General features: G+C 68.7%; 15 protein-coding genes. 12 read left to right on the forward strand and 3 right to left on the reverse strand.

The annotated features are described in order from the left end of the window. Positions 1-26 precede the first annotated feature (26 nt). The 5 genes from HMPREF9710_RS13590 (at position 27) to ccoS (ending at position 6576) form a co-directional block, all read left to right on the forward strand. A complete protein-coding gene (locus HMPREF9710_RS13590; RefSeq protein ID WP_005667199.1) occupies positions 27-1604 on the forward strand; it encodes a methyl-accepting chemotaxis protein in 1578 nt (525 codons plus the stop codon). 114 nt (positions 1605-1718) lie between these two features. Further along, complete coding sequence (gene hemN / locus HMPREF9710_RS13595; RefSeq protein WP_005667201.1) at positions 1719-3179, forward strand: oxygen-independent coproporphyrinogen III oxidase; 1461 nt, start codon at positions 1719-1721, stop codon at positions 3177-3179. A gap of 9 nt (positions 3180-3188) precedes the next feature. Further along, the gene (locus HMPREF9710_RS13600; protein WP_005667203.1) at positions 3189-3977 is read left to right on the forward strand and encodes a sulfite exporter TauE/SafE family protein; all 789 of its coding nucleotides are present in this window, start codon (positions 3189-3191) and stop codon (positions 3975-3977) included. Further along, complete coding sequence (locus tag HMPREF9710_RS13605) at positions 3974-6430, forward strand: heavy metal translocating P-type ATPase (protein ID WP_005667204.1); 2457 nt, start codon at positions 3974-3976, stop codon at positions 6428-6430. The genes HMPREF9710_RS13600 and HMPREF9710_RS13605 overlap by 4 nt, the downstream gene beginning before the upstream one ends. 2 nt (positions 6431-6432) lie before the next feature. After that, the gene (gene ccoS, locus HMPREF9710_RS13610; protein ID WP_005667205.1) at positions 6433-6576 is read left to right on the forward strand and encodes a cbb3-type cytochrome oxidase assembly protein CcoS; all 144 of its coding nucleotides are present in this window, start codon (positions 6433-6435) and stop codon (positions 6574-6576) included. Positions 6577-6612: 36 nt separating this feature from the next. Here the strand turns inward: ccoS and HMPREF9710_RS13615 are convergent, their stop codons facing one another. After that, positions 6613-6978, reverse strand: a complete 366-nt coding sequence (locus HMPREF9710_RS13615; protein ID WP_157225568.1) for a TraR/DksA family transcriptional regulator — start codon at positions 6976-6978, stop codon at positions 6613-6615. Positions 6979-7266: 288 nt separating this feature from the next. On the opposite strand from HMPREF9710_RS13615, the gene ccoN reads away from it, so the two are divergent. From ccoN to HMPREF9710_RS13645, 6 genes are read left to right on the forward strand one after another with little or no spacing between them, the layout of a single operon-like run. Further along, entirely contained in the window at positions 7267-8727 is a 1461-nt protein-coding gene (ccoN, locus tag HMPREF9710_RS13620; protein ID WP_005667208.1) for a cytochrome-c oxidase, cbb3-type subunit I, read from the forward strand. Between the two features lie 18 nt (positions 8728-8745). Next, entirely contained in the window at positions 8746-9360 is a 615-nt protein-coding gene (gene ccoO, locus HMPREF9710_RS13625) for a cytochrome-c oxidase, cbb3-type subunit II (RefSeq protein ID WP_005667210.1), read from the forward strand. Position 9361: 1 nt separating this feature from the next. Beyond that, on the forward strand, positions 9362-9532 hold the full coding sequence (locus HMPREF9710_RS13630; protein WP_005667212.1) for a cbb3-type cytochrome oxidase subunit 3: 171 nt from the start codon (positions 9362-9364) through the stop codon (positions 9530-9532). A 1-nt stretch (position 9533) separates the two neighbouring features. Beyond that, entirely contained in the window at positions 9534-10490 is a 957-nt protein-coding gene (gene ccoP / locus HMPREF9710_RS13635; RefSeq protein WP_005667213.1) for a cytochrome-c oxidase, cbb3-type subunit III, read from the forward strand. Then, a complete protein-coding gene (gene ccoG, locus HMPREF9710_RS13640; RefSeq protein ID WP_005667214.1) occupies positions 10487-11896 on the forward strand; it encodes a cytochrome c oxidase accessory protein CcoG in 1410 nt (469 codons plus the stop codon). The genes ccoP and ccoG overlap by 4 nt, the downstream gene beginning before the upstream one ends. Positions 11897-11935: 39 nt before the next feature. After that, on the forward strand, positions 11936-12472 hold the full coding sequence (locus HMPREF9710_RS13645) for a FixH family protein (protein WP_040776672.1): 537 nt from the start codon (positions 11936-11938) through the stop codon (positions 12470-12472). On the opposite strand, the gene HMPREF9710_RS13650 is transcribed toward HMPREF9710_RS13645, so the two are convergent. Further along, a complete protein-coding gene (locus HMPREF9710_RS13650) occupies positions 12453-13403 on the reverse strand; it encodes an arsenic resistance protein (protein WP_005667217.1) in 951 nt (316 codons plus the stop codon). The genes HMPREF9710_RS13645 and HMPREF9710_RS13650 overlap by 20 nt on opposite strands. 128 nt (positions 13404-13531) lie before the next feature. Between HMPREF9710_RS13650 and HMPREF9710_RS13655 the strand changes: the two genes are divergently transcribed. Next, positions 13532-13891 (forward strand): hypothetical protein, encoded by a 360-nt coding sequence (locus tag HMPREF9710_RS13655; RefSeq protein WP_157225569.1) that lies wholly within the window; start codon positions 13532-13534, stop codon positions 13889-13891. Here the strand turns inward: HMPREF9710_RS13655 and HMPREF9710_RS13660 are convergent. After that, positions 13885-14949 (reverse strand): S41 family peptidase, encoded by a 1065-nt coding sequence (locus HMPREF9710_RS13660; RefSeq protein WP_005667220.1) that lies wholly within the window; start codon positions 14947-14949, stop codon positions 13885-13887. The two genes, HMPREF9710_RS13655 and HMPREF9710_RS13660, sit on opposite strands and share 7 nt — an antisense overlap. Positions 14950-14955: the final 6 nt, after the last annotated feature.

Consider the following 14955-nt stretch of genomic DNA (forward strand, 5'->3'; position numbering starts at 1 on the left):
TTACAGGCAACAAGAGGGAGAGCACAGTGCGCAACAACCAGCCAGTGACCGGGATCGAATACGTGATGGGGGCGGGACAGTCGATCGTCTCGAAGACCGATACCAAAGGCCGCATCACCTACGTCAACCCGAGCTTCGTCGACGTCAGCGGTTTCAGCGAGGACGAGTTGCTGGGCAAGGCGCACAATATCGTGCGCCACCCCGACATGCCGCCCGAAGCCTTCGCCGACCTGTGGGCGACCCTGCAGGCGGGCGAACCCTGGACCGGGATGGTCAAGAACCGCCGCAAGAACGGCGACTTCTATTGGGTGGTGGCGAACGTGGTGCCGATCCGGGAGCGCGGCCGCGTGACCGGCTATATGTCGGTGCGCACCGCGCCCACCCGCGCGCAGGTCGAGCAGGCCGACCTGTTGTACCGTCGGATCCGCGCCGGCCAGGCGCGCGGCCTGGGCATCGTGCGCGGCCGGGTGGTGCGCACCGGCTGGCGCCGGCGCCTGGATGTCCTGGCCGCCCTGCGCGCGCTGTCGCTGCGCCAGCGCCTGGGCTGGACGATGGGCGCCCAGGCCGTGCTGCTGGGCACGCTCGCGGCGGTGGCCGAAGGCATGGGCTGGCGCGTGCTGGCCGGCGCCGGCGTGCTGGCCTCGCTGGCGGCCTGGTATGAGCTCGATCGCAGCATCGCGCGGCCTCTGCGGGAAGCCATCGCCACCGTCCACGCCCTGGCCGGCGGCGACCTGGCGCGTCCCGTCGCGGCGCCCGGCAGCGGGGACGTCGGCCGCCTGCAGCTGGCGCTGCGCCAGCTGAACATCAATCTCACCGCGATCATCGGCGACGTGCGCGACAACGTCAGCTCGATCGAGCTGGCCACCCGCGCGATCGCCGCCGGCAACGCCGACCTGGCCGCCCGCACCGAAGCCCAGGCCGCCAGCCTCGAGCAGACCGCCAGCAGCCTGGGCAATATCGCGCGCGCCGCCGGCCGCAATACCGACAGTGCGGTGCAGGCCGACGGCATGGTGCTGGCCGCCACGACGGTGGCCGGCCAGGGCGGCCAGGCCGTCGATCGCGTCGGCCGGACCATGGACCGGATCAGCGGCTCGGCCAACCGCATCGGCGACATCATCGGCCTGATCGACGGCATCGCCTTCCAGACCAATCTGCTGGCGCTGAACGCGGCGGTGGAGGCGGCCAGGGCCGGCGAGCAGGGGCGCGGCTTCGCGGTCGTGGCCGGCGAAGTGCGCAGCCTGGCCCAGCGCACCGCCGGCGCCGCCAAGGAAATCAAGGGATTGATCGAGGTCTCCAGCGGCCACGTGGGCGAGGGGAGCGAACTGGTCGGCCAGGCCGGCCAGACCATGCGCGCGGTGGTCGACAAGGTGGGCGAGGCAGCCGCCATCATGAGCGCGATCACGGCCGCCAGCCGCGAACAGGCCCAGGACATCCTGGGCGTCAACGCCGCCATGAGCGAGCTGGACGCGATCACGCGGCAGAACGCCGCCCAGGTCGAGGAATCGGCGCTGTCCTCTGGCAGCGTGGCCGATGAGGCAGCACGCCTGTCGCTGGCCTTGTCCGTGTTCAAGTTCAAGCATGGCGGGCGGCCAAGCCAGAGCTGACTCTTCCATATTTGATGCATGTCAAGGATTTGCGTGAAGTAGATCAATAAACTGACCGCTAATCGTGCCACTTTGCATTTCGGCAAAGCGGCCAGCAGCTGGAGTACCTCAGTCATGTTCGCAGAAGTGCAAGCGGCGCCTCCCGCGCCGATTCCCACCCGGTTCCCGTCCCAACCCGCCACCGTGCTCCACCCGACCGTCGAATTCGATGGCGACCTGCTGGCCCGGCTCGGCAAGTCCGGCCCGCGCTACACGTCCTACCCGACGGCCGATCGCTTCAGCCCCGACTTCGGCTACCGCGACTACCTGCACGCGGTGGCCAGCGTGCGCACCCGCGGCAAGCGTCCGCTGTCGCTGTACCTGCACATCCCGTTCTGCGAAAGCGTCTGCTACTACTGCGCCTGCAACAAGATTGTCACCAGGCGCCGCGACAAGGCGGCGACCTACCTGTCCTACCTGAAGCGCGAGGTCGAGATGCAGGGCCTGCTGTTCGCCGGCATGAACGAGGTCGAGCAGCTGCACTTCGGCGGCGGCACCCCCACTTACCTGTCGGACGAGCAGATGGGCGAGCTGATGGCGCACCTGGCGCGGTGCTTTCGCTTCGCCCCCGACGAGCGCGGCGAATATTCGATCGAGGTCGACCCGCGCACCGTCTCCGTCGAACGGGTGCACTGCCTGCGGCGCCAGGGTTTCAACCGCATCAGCCTGGGCGTGCAGGATTTCGATCCAGACGTTCAGAAGGCGGTCAACCGGGTCCAGCCCGAGCGCGAGACGGTGGCCATCATCGACGCCGCGCGCGCCGCGGGTTTTCGTTCGGTGAGCATCGACCTGATCTACGGCCTGCCGAAGCAGACCCTGACCAGCATGACGCAAACCCTGGACAAGGTGATCGAGGCCGGCCCGGACCGGATCTCGGTCTACCACTATGCCCACATGCCGCACCTGTTCAAGCCGCAGCGGCGCATCCTGCAACAGGACATGCCGGACAGCGACACCAAGCTCAGGATGCTCCAGCTGTGCATCGAGCGCCTCGGCGCCGCCGGCTACGTGTACATCGGCATGGACCATTTCGCCAAGCCGGACGACGACCTGGCCGTGGCCCAGCGCCAGGGCCGCCTGCACCGCAACTTCCAGGGCTATTCGACCCACGCCGACGCCGACCTGGTGGCGTGCGGGGTGTCGAGCATCGGCGCGGTGGGCGCCACCTACAGCCAGAACGTCAAGACGCTCGACGAATACTACGACCTGATCGACCGGAACGAGTTGCCGGTCCAGCGCGGCATCCGCCTGTCGATGGACGACGCGCTGCGCCGCTCGATCATCCAGAAGCTGATGTGCCAGTTCGAGCTGTCGATCCCGGCCATCGAGCAGGCGTTCCCGATCGCTTTCGAACAGCACTTCGCCGGCGAGCTGGCCACGCTGCGCACGATGCAGGACGACGGCCTGGTGCAGGTCGGGCCGGAGTGGCTGACCGTCACGATGAAGGGGCGCCTGCTGATCCGCAACGTGTGCATGGTGTTCGACCGCTACCTCGCCCGGCCGGGCGAGGGCCCGCGCCATTCGCACACCGTCTAGGGCCGGTCGATGAGCGGCGTCAGCCTGTTCCCGGTGTTTCTGGTCGGCCTGGCCGGCAGCGTGCACTGCGCCGGGATGTGCGGCGGGATCGTCGGCGCGCTGTCGCTTCCGCGCGCGCCGGGCTTGGCCGCACGGGAACCGGCTTTCCCGGTGCCGGTGCGGACCGTCGCCGCGAGCGCGGGCGCCTCGCTCACCGGCGTGGGGGCCTATAACGCGGGGCGCATCGCCAGCTACATGACGGCCGGCGCGCTGGCCGGGGGATTGGCCGGCGGCGCGGCCTCGCTGGCGGCGTTGCCGGCCGTGCAGGCAGGCTTGTACTGGGCCGCGAACCTGATGCTGGTGGCGCTGGGGCTGTTCCTGATGGACGCCTGGCGCGGCCTGGCCCGCGTCGAGCAGGCCGGCCAGGCATTGTGGCGCCGTCTCGCGCCGCTGCTGCGGCGCATGAACGGCGTCGGGACCAGCGGCGCCCGAACCGGCGGCGTCCGCATGTTCGCGCTTGGCGCCCTGTGGGGCTGGCTGCCGTGCGGCATGGTGTACAGCGTGCTGGTGACGGCCATGCTGAGCGGCTCGGCGCTGGACGGCGCCGGCGTGATGCTCGCCTTCGGCCTGGGCACGCTGCCGATGCTGGCCGCGCTCGGCCTGGCGGGCGGGCGCCTGCGCGCGTTGATGGCGCGGCGCGCGGTGCGCCTGTGCTGCGGGTTTGCGATCCTGGCCTTCGGCATCCTCGGCCTGGCGCGCGCCGCCGGCGGCCTGCCGGCCGGCTGGATGCACGGGCTGTGTCTCGGGAGCCCGGCATGAGCGCGGTGCTCGAAGAAGCGGTGCGCGCCGCGGGCGGCGCCGCCACGGCTGCCGCGCGCAACGCGCCCGCAGGGTGTTTCCACTGCGGCTTGCCGGTGCCGCGCGACAGCGCCTGGCAAGCCACGATCGGCGGCGAGGTGCGGCGCATGTGCTGTCCCGGCTGCGCGGCGGCGGCCCAGGCCATCGTCGACGGCGGCTTCGCCGACTACTACGCGACCCGCACCGCCTACGCCGCCCAGGCCGACATCGAGGCCGCCAATGCGCCCGAGCTCGACCTGGTCGACGACGGCGATGCCGACGGCGCGGCCAGCTTCACGGTGGAGGGCATCCGCTGCGCCGCCTGCGTGTGGCTGATCGAGCGCCGCCTGCACGACTTGCCCGGGGTGCTGGACGTCGGCCTGAACGTGGCCACCGAGCGCCTGTTCGTGCGCTGGGATCCGTCCGGCTGCCGCGCCAGCGCCATCCTGCGCACGCTGCGCGCGATCGGCTACGTCGCCTATCCCTACGATGCGCGGCGCCACGGCGAGCAGCTCGAGCGCGCGCGCAAGCAGCTGTTCCGCCAGCTGTTCGTGGCCGGCCTGTCGATGATGCAGGTGATGATGTATGCGGTGCCGGTGTACATGGCCGACGAGGGCACGATGGACGCCGCGATGACGGCGCTGATGCACTGGGCCGCGTTGTTCCTGACCCTGCCGGCGGTGCTGTATTCGGCCCAGCCGTTCTTCAAGGGCGCCTGGCGCGACCTGCGGCGCGGCATGCCGGGCATGGACGTGCCGGTTGCGCTCGGGATCGGCGCCGCCTTCGCCGGCAGCCTGCAGGCGCTGGTCACCGGCAATGGCGACGTGTATTTCGATTCGGTGACCATGTTCGTGTTCCTGCTGCTGGGCAGCCGCTACCTCGAACTGGGCGCGCGCCGCAAGGCGGCCGGCGCGCTCGAGCGCCTGCAGCAGGGCTTGCCGCCGTCGGCGCTGCGCCTGCGCGGCGATCCACAGTTGCGTGACACCGAGCTGGTGACGGCCGGCAGCCTGCGGGTGGACGACCTGGTGCTGGTGCGCGCGGGCCAGGCGGCGCCGGCCGACGGCATGATCGTCGAGGGCGACACCGACGTCGATCTGGCGCTTCTGACCGGCGAGAGCCGCACCCAGCGCCGCGGCGTGGGCGACCTGGTGCCGGGCGGCGCGCTCAATGCGGGCGGCGCCATCGTGCTGCGCGTGACCTCGACCGCCCATGACAGCACGCTGTCGATGCTGGTGCGGCTGGTCGAGCGCGCGGGGCAGGGCAAGCCGGCGCTGGCCCTGTGGGCCGACCGGGTGGCGGCCTGGTTCGTGCTCGGCTTGCTGGCGCTGACCGTGCTGGCCTATTTCGCCTGGCTGCAGGTGGACCCTGGCAAGGCCTGGCAGGTGGCGATCGCGGTGCTGGTGGTGTCCTGCCCGTGCGCGCTGTCGCTGGCCACGCCGACCGCGCTGGCCGCCGCCACCGACCGCCTGTTGCGGCGCGGCGTGCTGTCGGTGCAGCCGCACACGCTGGAAACCTTCGACCGCGCCACCCATGTGGTGTTCGACAAGACCGGGACGCTCACCCATGGCCGGCCGGTGCTGCGCCAGACCCTGCCGGTGGGCAGCCTGACCGGGTTCGACTGCCTGCGCATCGCCGCCGCGCTGGAGGCCGACAATCCGCATCCGCTGGCGCTGGGAATCCGCGAGGCGGTCATCGCATCGCCCGCCGAGGCCGCGCGCGCCGAACGCACGCAGTTCACGATCGGGCAGGGCGTCGAGGGCTGGGTCGATGGGCGTTACTACCGCCTGGGCAACGTCGCCTGGGTCGCCGGCGTGGCCGGCGGCGTGGCGCGCGTGGCGGCGCCGGTGGGCGCCACCTCGGTCTGGCTCGGCAGCAGCGAAGGCTGGCTGGCGCGCTTCGACCTGGCCGACGGCCTGCGGGCCGACGCCGCCGAGGTGGTGCGCCGCATCCGCGCCAGCGGCAAGACGGTGATCCTGCTCAGCGGCGACGAGCAGCATGCGGCGCAGGCCGTGGCGGCCCGCCTGGGCATCTCGACCGCCATCGGCGGCAAGCTGCCGCAGGAGAAGCTGGCCTATGTACGGCGCCTGCAGCAGGATGGCGCGATCGTGGCGATGGTCGGCGACGGCATCAACGACGCGGCAGTGCTGCGCGGGGCCGACGTCTCGTTCGCGATGGGGCGCGGGGCCGAACTGGCGCAGCTGCATGCCGACGGGGTGCTGATGGGCGACAGCCTGGCGCCGCTGGCCGACACCCTGGACACGGCGCGCCGCACGCTGGCGGTGATCCGCCAGAACCTGGCCTGGGCCACGGTCTACAACGTGGCGGCGATTCCGGCGGCGGCGACGGGGTTGTTGAATCCCTGGCTGGCGGGGATCGGCATGGCGGCCAGCTCGGCCGTGGTCGTGCTCAATGCGCTGCGCTTGCGAAGGGATTAGCGATGGAAGCCTTGTATTTGCTGGTGCCGCTCAGCGTGCTGGTGGTGGGGGTGGCCTTGTGGGTGTTCTTCGGGGCGGCCGAGAGCGGGCAGTTCGACGATCTGGAAGGGCCGGCGTATCGCGTCTTGCAGGATGACGATCGGTAGGGTCGGAGGCATGGCCGCCGACCCCGCGACGACGGATCACATCGTTGGTCCGCGCCCGGTGTGGGTTTCCTTCTCGATGCGGTCCTGGCATTCGATGCAGGTGCGCACCGTCGGCGTGGCCAGCAGGCGCCCGTCCGGAATCTCGCGGCCGCACGACTCGCAGATGCCGGCGCCGCCGGCCTCGAGCTTGCCGAGGGCGACGTCGATCTCGTGCAGCGTGTTCGCATCGTGTTCGGCCAGGTGGGCCTGGTCGTGGCTGATCATCTCGGCGGTCACGCGGTCGTCGCCCGGCACCTCATGTGCGAGCGGGCCGATCTGCGGAGCGTCACCCTCGTCGGCCGTGGTGCGCGAACGAACGGCGCCGAGCAGGTCTTCGCGCGCCTGGTGTAGGCGCTTGGACATTTCTTCGTGAACGGATTGGGAAAGAGGCGGCATAGCGATTCCTTATTGGTGAGTGAGGAAAAGCCCCCCGGACTGTGGCGGGCCGTCTAGTTTTGGACCTGATTCATCTCAAAACGATGCCCATGGAATCGTGGAAGAAAGCGTCGCAGCTCAGCGCACAACAGGCTACGACAGACGTTCCCCATACTCTATCCATCAAGGAACATTTTGATACACATCAAGGATTTTTAAGGTTCGTAAACGCACACTCCTGGCTGTCACTACATCGTGTCATTTCAGGAGAGCATCTTGGACAGCAGTCTAAACTATAACTACAAGATCGTGCGCCAGTTTGCCATTGCGACCGTGGTCTGGGGCGTGATCGGCATGGCGGCAGGGGTGTTCATCGCGGCCCAGCTGGCCTGGCCCGCGCTCAACTTCGACATCCCATGGCTCAGCTACGGACGCCTGCGTCCGCTGCATACCAATGCGGTCATTTTCGCCTTCGGCATCTGCGGCCTGTTCGCCACCTCGTACTACGTGGTGCAGCGCACCTGCCAGGTGCGCCTGTTCTCCGACAAGCTGGCCGCGTTCACCTTTTGGGGCTGGCAGGCGGTGCTGCTGTGCGCCGCGGTCACGCTGCCGATGGGCTTCACGCGCGGCAAGGAATACGCCGAACTCGAATGGCCGATCGCGATCCTGATCGCCATCGTCTGGGTCGCCTACGCCGTGGTGTTCTTCGGCACCCTCGTCAAGCGCAAGGTCAAGCACATCTACGTCGCCAACTGGTTCTTCGGCGCCTTCATCCTGGCGGTCGCCATCCTGCACATCGTGAACGGCATGACGTCGCCAGCCTCGTTGATGAAATCGTATTCGGTGTACTCGGGCGTGCAGGACGCCATGATCCAGTGGTGGTACGGCCATAACGCGGTCGGCTTCATCCTCACCGCCGGCTACCTGGGCATGGTCTATTACTTCATTCCAAAGCAGGCCGAGCGTCCGGTGTACTCGTACCGCCTGTCGATCGTGCACTTCTGGGCCCTGATCTTCACCTATATGTGGGCCGGTCCGCACCACCTGCACTACACCGCGCTGCCCGACTGGACCCAATCGCTGGGCATGGTGTTCTCGATCATCCTGCTGGCGCCGTCGTGGGGCGGCATGATCAACGGGATCATGACCCTGTCGGGCGCCTGGCACAAGCTGCGCTCCGATCCGCTGCTGAAATTCATGATCGTCTCGCTGTCGTTCTACGGCATGGCCACCTTCGAGGGTCCGATGATGTCGATCAAGACCATCAACGCCCTGTCGCACTACACCGACTGGACCGTCGCCCACGTCCACGCCGGCGCCCTGGGCTGGGTCGGCTTCATCACCATGGGCTCGATCTACTACATCATCCCGCGCGTCGCCGGCAAGAAGCAGATGCACAGCGTCGCCATGGTCGAAACGCATTTTTGGGTCGCCACCATCGGCGTCGTCCTCTACATCGCCTCGATGTGGATCGCCGGCGTGATGCAGGGCCTGATGTGGCGCGCGGTGAATGCCGACGGCACCCTGACCTATACCTTCGCCGAAAGCGTCAAGGCCACCTGGCCCTACTACGTGATCCGCGTGACGGGCGGCGCCCTGTACCTGTGCGGCATGGTGCTGATGGCCTGGAACACCTGGATGACGATGCGCGGCACGAAGAGCGTCGACGTCCCGATCCCGGTCGGGCCGAAGAATCCGCGCGGCGTGGTTGACGCCGAGCATGTCGTCCCAGCCTAAAGAAACCAGGAGTCTGCAATGAAATTCACCCATGAGTGGATCGAGAAGAATGTGTGGCTGCTGATCGGCCTCGTCCTGCTGGTCATCTCCTTCGGCGGCCTGGTCGAGATCGTGCCGCTGTTCTTCCAGAAGTCGACCACCGAACCGGTCGCCGGCCTGAAACCCTATTCGCCGCTGCGCCTGGCCGGCCGCGACGTCTACATCCGCGAGGGCTGCTACGGCTGCCACTCGCAGATGATCCGGCCGCTGCGCGCCGAGACCGAGCGCTATGGCCACTACTCGGTGGCCGGCGAGTCGGTCTACGAGCACCCGTTCCAGTGGGGCTCCAAGCGCACCGGCCCCGACCTGGCGCGCGTGGGCGGCCGCTACAGCGACGAATGGCACCGCACCCACCTCGACAATCCGCGCGACGTGGTGCCCGAATCGAACATGCCGGCCTATCCGTGGCTGGCCACGACCAAGCTGGTCCCGGCCGAGATCATGCCGAAGATGCGCGCGCTGCGGCGCGTCGGGGTGCCCTATACCGACGCGGAGATCGCGGAAGCACCGAAAGACCTGGTCGACAAGACCGAGCAGGACGCGCTGGTCGCCTACCTGCAGGGCCTGGGCACCCAGATCAAGACGAGGAACTGAGATGGCAATCCAACAGATATTCGACGACGCCAGCAGCGTCATGACCGTGATCAGCTTCGCGACCTTCATGGGCATCGTGGGCTGGACCTACCTGCTGCACAAGGGCAGCGATTTCGACGCGGCGGCGCGGCTGCCGTTCGCGGACGGCGCCGACCAGGGCGAGGAGCATTGACATGGCCGACTTCTTCAACGACTTCTGGCATTACTACGTCGCGGTGATCACGGTCCTGTCGATCGCCGGCTGCGCCATCCTGCTATGGTCGCAGTCCAAGTTCAAGGTCAGGCTCGACGCCGCCGGCAAACCGGAGATGACCACCGGCCACGTGTGGGACGAAGACCTCACGGAGCTCAACACGCCGATGCCGCGCTGGTGGATCGTGCTGTTCTGGCTGTCGATCCTGTTCGCCGCCGCCTACCTGGTCATGTACCCGGGCCTGGGCGCCTGGCGCGGCACCGTGGGCTGGAACCAGGTGAGCGAGTACCAGGCCGAGCTGAAGCAGGCGAAGCTCGAGTATGGCCCGTTGTTCGAACAGTACAGGAAGCTCGACCTGAAGGCCGTGGCCGCAGACCCGCAGGCCCACGCGATCGGCGAGCGCCTGTTCCTGACCTACTGCTCGCAATGCCACGGCTCGGATGCGCGCGGCAGCAAGGGCTTCCCGAACCTGGCTGACGCCGACTGGCTGCACGGCGGCGAGCCGGAGGTCATCAAGACCACGATCATGAGCGGCCGCACCGGCATGATGCCGCCGATGGGCGCGGCGCTGGGCTCGGACAAGGACGTCGAGAGCGTGGCCCACTACGTGCGCTCGCTGTCCGGCCTGTCGGCCGATCCAATCAAGGTCGCCTTCGGCAAGCCGAAGTTCGCCACCTGCGTGGCCTGCCACGGCGCCGACGGCAAGGGCAATGCGATGCTGGGCGCGCCGAACCTGGCCGACAAGACCTGGCTCTATGGCGGCAGCGTCGAGACCGTGATGGAGACGATCCGCAAGGGCCGCACCAACACCATGCCGGCCTTCGGCGACTTCCTGGGCGAAGAGAAGGTCCACGTGCTGGCGGCCTATGTGTGGAGCCTGTCGAATCCGACCTCACCGGCGTCAAGCATTCCCACGAAAGCGACGGCAGCAAAATGACAGACCCTGCTGGAGCGCCGCGCGAAGCGATCGTCCGCATGTACGCCGCGCGGGAAGACATCTTCCCGCGCGAGATCGAGGGACGCTACGCCACGCTGCGCTGGGCCTGCGTCTGGCTGACGCAGATCCTGTTCTACGGCCTGCCGTGGTTGAACATGAACGGCCGCCAGGCCGTCCTGTTCGACCTGGCCAGCCGCAAGTTTTACCTGGCAGGCATGGTGTTCTGGCCGCAGGACTTCATCTACCTGGCGGCGCTGCTGATCGTGTGCGCCTATGGCCTGTTCCTGGTCACCGCGGTAGCGGGCCGCGTCTGGTGCGGCTTCGCCTGCCCGCAGACGGTCTACACCGAGATCTTCCTGTGGATCGAACGCAAGATCGAAGGCTCGCGCAGCAGCCAGCTGCGGCTCGCGCGCCAGCCGTGGAATGCCGAAAAGATCTCCAGGCGCGGCGCCAAGCACCTGTCGTGGGGCGCGGTCGCGCTCTGGACCGGCTTCACGTTCGTCGGCTACTTCGCCCCGATCCGCTCGCTGGGCGGCGAAATCGCGGCCTTCGGCCTGGGGCCGTGGGAAACCTTCTGGATCCTGTTCTACTCTCTCGCCACCTACGGCAACGCCGGCTGGCTGCGCGAGCAGGTCTGCAAGTACATGTGCCCGTATGCGCGCTTCCAGAGCGCGATGTTCGACCAGGACACGCTGATCGTCACCTACGACGCCGAACGCGGCGAGCCGCGCAGCGGCCGCAGGAAGGGCGAAGCGCAGGCGCGCGCCGGCAACAGCGGCGACTGCATCGACTGCAGCCTGTGCGTGCAGGTGTGCCCGACCGGCATCGACATCCGCAAGGGCTTGCAATATGAGTGCATCGGCTGCGCCGCCTGCGTCGACGCCTGCAATATCGTGATGGACAAGGTCAGCAAACCGCGCGGCCTGATCCGCTATGCGACCGAGAACGGCCTGGTGCAAAAGCTCGGCGCGCTCGAGATCCGGCGCCGCATGCTGCGTCCGCGCGTGCTGGTCTACGGCGCGGTGCTGGCCATGCTGGTGGCGGCGATGGGCACGTCGCTGGCGCTGCGCAATCCGCTCAAGCTGGACGTGATCCGCGACCGCGGCTCGATGGGGCGCGAAGTCGAGGATGGCCGCATCGAGAACGTCTACCGGCTGCAGGTGATGAACACGAGCGAAGCGCCGCAGACGCTGCGGGTGAGCGTGAGCGGCATTCCCTCGGCCACGGTGGTGGACGACGGCGCCATCGCAATGGAAGGCGCCACCACGCGCGCGGTGCCGGTGCGGGTGCGCGTCGACCCGGGCGCCGGCAAGCCGGGGTCGAACAGGATCGAATTCACTGTGCGCTCGGTGGGCGATCCGGACCTGAGCGTGAGCGAAGGGGCGGCCTTTATTGTACCTAAATGAGCGTTCCGAAGTGAGGCCGATATGAGCAAGGAGAAGGATATGCAAGCGACCAACCCCAACTTCCCGCAGCAGGCGGCGCCGTGGTACAGGCACCGCTGGCCGTGGTTCCTGATGATCGGTCCGGTGGCCGTGATGATCGCCACCGGCGTCTCGGCCTGGCTCGGCGCGCAGCAGCCGGACGCGATGGTGGTGGCCGACTACTACAAGCAGGGCAAGGCCATCAACCAGGACTTGCGGCGCGACCGCGTCGCCACCGAGCTGCTGCTTTCCTTCGAGGCCAGCCACGATGCGCAGGCGGGGCGCCTGAACGGACGCCTGGCCAGCGGCGGCCAGCCGGTGGTGGCGCCATTCCACATCCGGCTGGCGCATCCGACCCTGCCGGAGCGCGACCTGGCGCTGGAGGCGCTGCCCGATGCGCAGGGCCGCTTCTCGGCCACGCTGCCGATCCTGGAGGCGACCCACTGGCAGGTGGTGGTGGAGGGCGCGGCGCGCGACTGGCGCCTGGCGCGCAGCTGGAGTCCGGCGAAGCAGGCGCTCTTGATAATCGAGGCCGACGCTAGCCCAGACGCGCGATGAGGCGCACGTAGACCAGCTCCGCGATCAGCTCGACCAGCGTCTGCGTCACGATGATCGCCGGCAGCAGCGGCACCGCGCCCGGCACGGCCAGCGCCAGCGGCAGTACCACCAGCGAGTTGCGGGTGGCGCCGCTGAAGGCGACCGCGCGGCCGGCGGGCGCAGCGAGTCGGAACAGGCGCGCCACCAGCCAGCCGGCGGGCGGGGCCAGCAGCGCGAAGGCGGCATAGACGGGCGCCACCCGCAGCGCCGCATCGAGCGCCTGGCCGAGCTGCGGAAGCACCGACGCCACCACGATGAACAGCACCAGCGCCGTGGCCGGCACCGGCAGCAGGCCAAGGATTGTCGACGCACGTGCGCCGGCCTGGCTGCGTGCGGCCCAGAGCTGCAGCGCGACCGCCAATAGCAACGGCGCGGCGATCAGCCACACGAAAGCGTCGATGAAGGGGCCAGGCTGGACCAGGCCGGCCGCATCATCGCCGAGCAGGATGCGCAGGTACAGCGGCAGCATCAGCATCTGGGCGACCAGCAGGACGGGCGTCGCCGCCAGCAGCAGGCGCGCATCGGCGCGGCCGAGGTGGGAAAAGGTGACCACGTAGTCGATGCAGGGCGCCAGCAGCACCAGCAGGACTCCCAGCCGAATCAGCGGATCGCCTGGCACGAAGGGCAGCAGGCCGGCGACCAGCAACGGGATCACGGCGAAGTTGGTCACCAGCAGCGCGCCCAGGAAGCGCGTGTGGGTAAAGGCGCGTCCCAGTTCGGCCAGCGGCACCTGCAGGAAGGTCACGAACAGCATGAAGGCCAGGGCAGGGTTGACCGCGGGCTTCAGGGCCGTGGTCCCCGGCAGCGCCAGCGCTGCCAGCGCGGCCAACGCCACCGTCGCGAAATAGATGCCGATCTGCTTGTTTTCGAGCTTGTCCCGGATGTGCTGCATGCGGTGTGGTCGCTTTCTTCGTGGAGGCCAAGCCGGCATTATACGGAGCGCGCACCTGCCCCGAGATGGTCGTGAGGTAAGATGCCGCCCAATGCGATTCATCGGGAGTGCAAGTGCGGTACCGGAACTTGTCGTTGTACTGGCTGGCGATCGGCGTCCTGGGGATGCTGGCGTTTCGCGTGCCCCTGGTCGGCTTTGCGCTCGGCATCGGCGCGCTGCTGTACTTCGTGTATGCGATTCCCTACTGGCTGCTGTTCGTGGTGTTCTTCCACCAGCGTCCATACAGCCGCGTGGTGTTCGGCATGGCGCGCCGCACTTTCGCGATCCGGCTCGCGCTGGGGGCAGCGGTGGTGTGCGTCGGCAGCCTGCTGCTGGGGTGGAAAGTGCTGGCCTGCCTTGGCGCGGCCGTGCTGTATTACTGCGGCGAGATCGAACTCAAGGAGCGGATGATCGCCGCCGCGCAAGGTGACGTCGACCGCCCTCAGTGACGGCAGAGCGGCGAGGACTGGGCCGCCCATGTCGCAGCATGCAGCAGCGTCTCCCTCGCCGATTCTCCCGGCCTCGTCGGAACCTCGGGCGCGATGCCGCCGCGGATGACAGGCGCGTCGCCGACCGCGTAGCGCGACGTCGTCAGCGCCAGCATGGAGCCGTCCGCCATCCGGTGCGCGACATTGGCGGTCGTCGCCCCGAACGAGGTCTGGCCGAAGGTGCGCGTGCGCGGGCCCTCTCCCATCAGGGCGACCAGCAGCATTTCCCCGGCGCTGCTGGTGCGCTGGTCGACGAAGACGGCCAGCGGCGCGCCGGCGAAGCGCTGCAGCGGATTGTCCGCGCGCCCCCCGTATAGGGTTTCCATCTCGCGCAGTTGCAGCGGCTTGACGAAGGCCGTGCGCGCGCCGTCGCGTGCGACCAAGGCCGCCGCATTGGCCGGGCCGAACAGCGGATGCATGGCGATGAAAGGCGGCCAGGCGTTCCCGCCGAGCTGGGCGCTCAGGTCGATCACGAGGGCGCAGGCCTTGTCCGTCCCCGGCGTCGTCGCATAGTCCGCGTGGAAGCGCTGCAGGAAGAGCGGCGCTTCGGTCTGCAGGTCGCCCATGCTCTGGGGCGGCGTCCAGTGCAGCACCTGGCCGTGCGCGGTCAGGACCAGCGCGAAGGACGACGCCGTCCCTTGCGCGCGTGCGTTCGCCAGGCCTTGCTGGACCCGGCGCCCGCTCGACGGCGCCCGGATGGACGAGTGGCCATCGGCGTCGAGGGTGGCAAGCAGCGCGTTCACCTGCTGCCACAGCGACTGGCGATCGACCTGCGCTCCCGCATCGTCGAGCGCCGCCAGCAGCCGCGCCTTGGCGCTCGCGTATTCGTCCCGCTTGCGCGGGTACAGGCCTTCGGACTCGACCAGCTGGATGGTCTGCTGCACGACGGCGCGCGCGGTTTGCGCCGGGATCGGATCCCGCATGGCAGGCGCCTGCGCCAGTGCGTTCGGCAAGATCAGCAACGCCCCCGACGCCATTGCGATGGCGCTGCTCCACTTTCCATGCCTGCCTGCCGTCATGCCCGC

The sequence above is a fragment of the Massilia timonae CCUG 45783 genome, from assembly GCF_000315425.1.
GTDB classification, from domain to species: Bacteria; Pseudomonadota; Gammaproteobacteria; order Burkholderiales; family Burkholderiaceae_D; genus Telluria; species Telluria timonae.

What these genes read in the sequence shown, in the direction of transcription:
- HMPREF9710_RS13650 (WP_005667217.1), bottom strand. Translation starts at nt 13,403, where the DNA reads ATGCAGCACATCCGGGACAAGCTCGAAAACAAGCAGATCGGCATCTAT.
- HMPREF9710_RS13660 (WP_005667220.1), bottom strand. Translation starts at nt 14,949, where the DNA reads ATGACGGCAGGCAGGCATGGAAAGTGGAGCAGCGCCATCGCAATGGCG.
- HMPREF9710_RS13630 (WP_005667212.1), top strand. Translation starts at nt 9,362, where the DNA reads ATGGCAATCCAACAGATATTCGACGACGCCAGCAGCGTCATGACCGTG.
- HMPREF9710_RS13605 (WP_005667204.1), top strand. Translation starts at nt 3,974, where the DNA reads ATGAGCGCGGTGCTCGAAGAAGCGGTGCGCGCCGCGGGCGGCGCCGCC.
- ccoS (WP_005667205.1), top strand. Translation starts at nt 6,433, where the DNA reads ATGGAAGCCTTGTATTTGCTGGTGCCGCTCAGCGTGCTGGTGGTGGGG.
- ccoO (WP_005667210.1), top strand. Translation starts at nt 8,746, where the DNA reads ATGAAATTCACCCATGAGTGGATCGAGAAGAATGTGTGGCTGCTGATC.
- ccoG (WP_005667214.1), top strand. Translation starts at nt 10,487, where the DNA reads ATGACAGACCCTGCTGGAGCGCCGCGCGAAGCGATCGTCCGCATGTAC.
- ccoP (WP_005667213.1), top strand. Translation starts at nt 9,534, where the DNA reads ATGGCCGACTTCTTCAACGACTTCTGGCATTACTACGTCGCGGTGATC.
- HMPREF9710_RS13645 (WP_040776672.1), top strand. Translation starts at nt 11,936, where the DNA reads ATGCAAGCGACCAACCCCAACTTCCCGCAGCAGGCGGCGCCGTGGTAC.
- HMPREF9710_RS13615 (WP_157225568.1), bottom strand. Translation starts at nt 6,978, where the DNA reads ATGTCCAAGCGCCTACACCAGGCGCGCGAAGACCTGCTCGGCGCCGTT.
- hemN (WP_005667201.1), top strand. Translation starts at nt 1,719, where the DNA reads ATGTTCGCAGAAGTGCAAGCGGCGCCTCCCGCGCCGATTCCCACCCGG.
- HMPREF9710_RS13600 (WP_005667203.1), top strand. Translation starts at nt 3,189, where the DNA reads ATGAGCGGCGTCAGCCTGTTCCCGGTGTTTCTGGTCGGCCTGGCCGGC.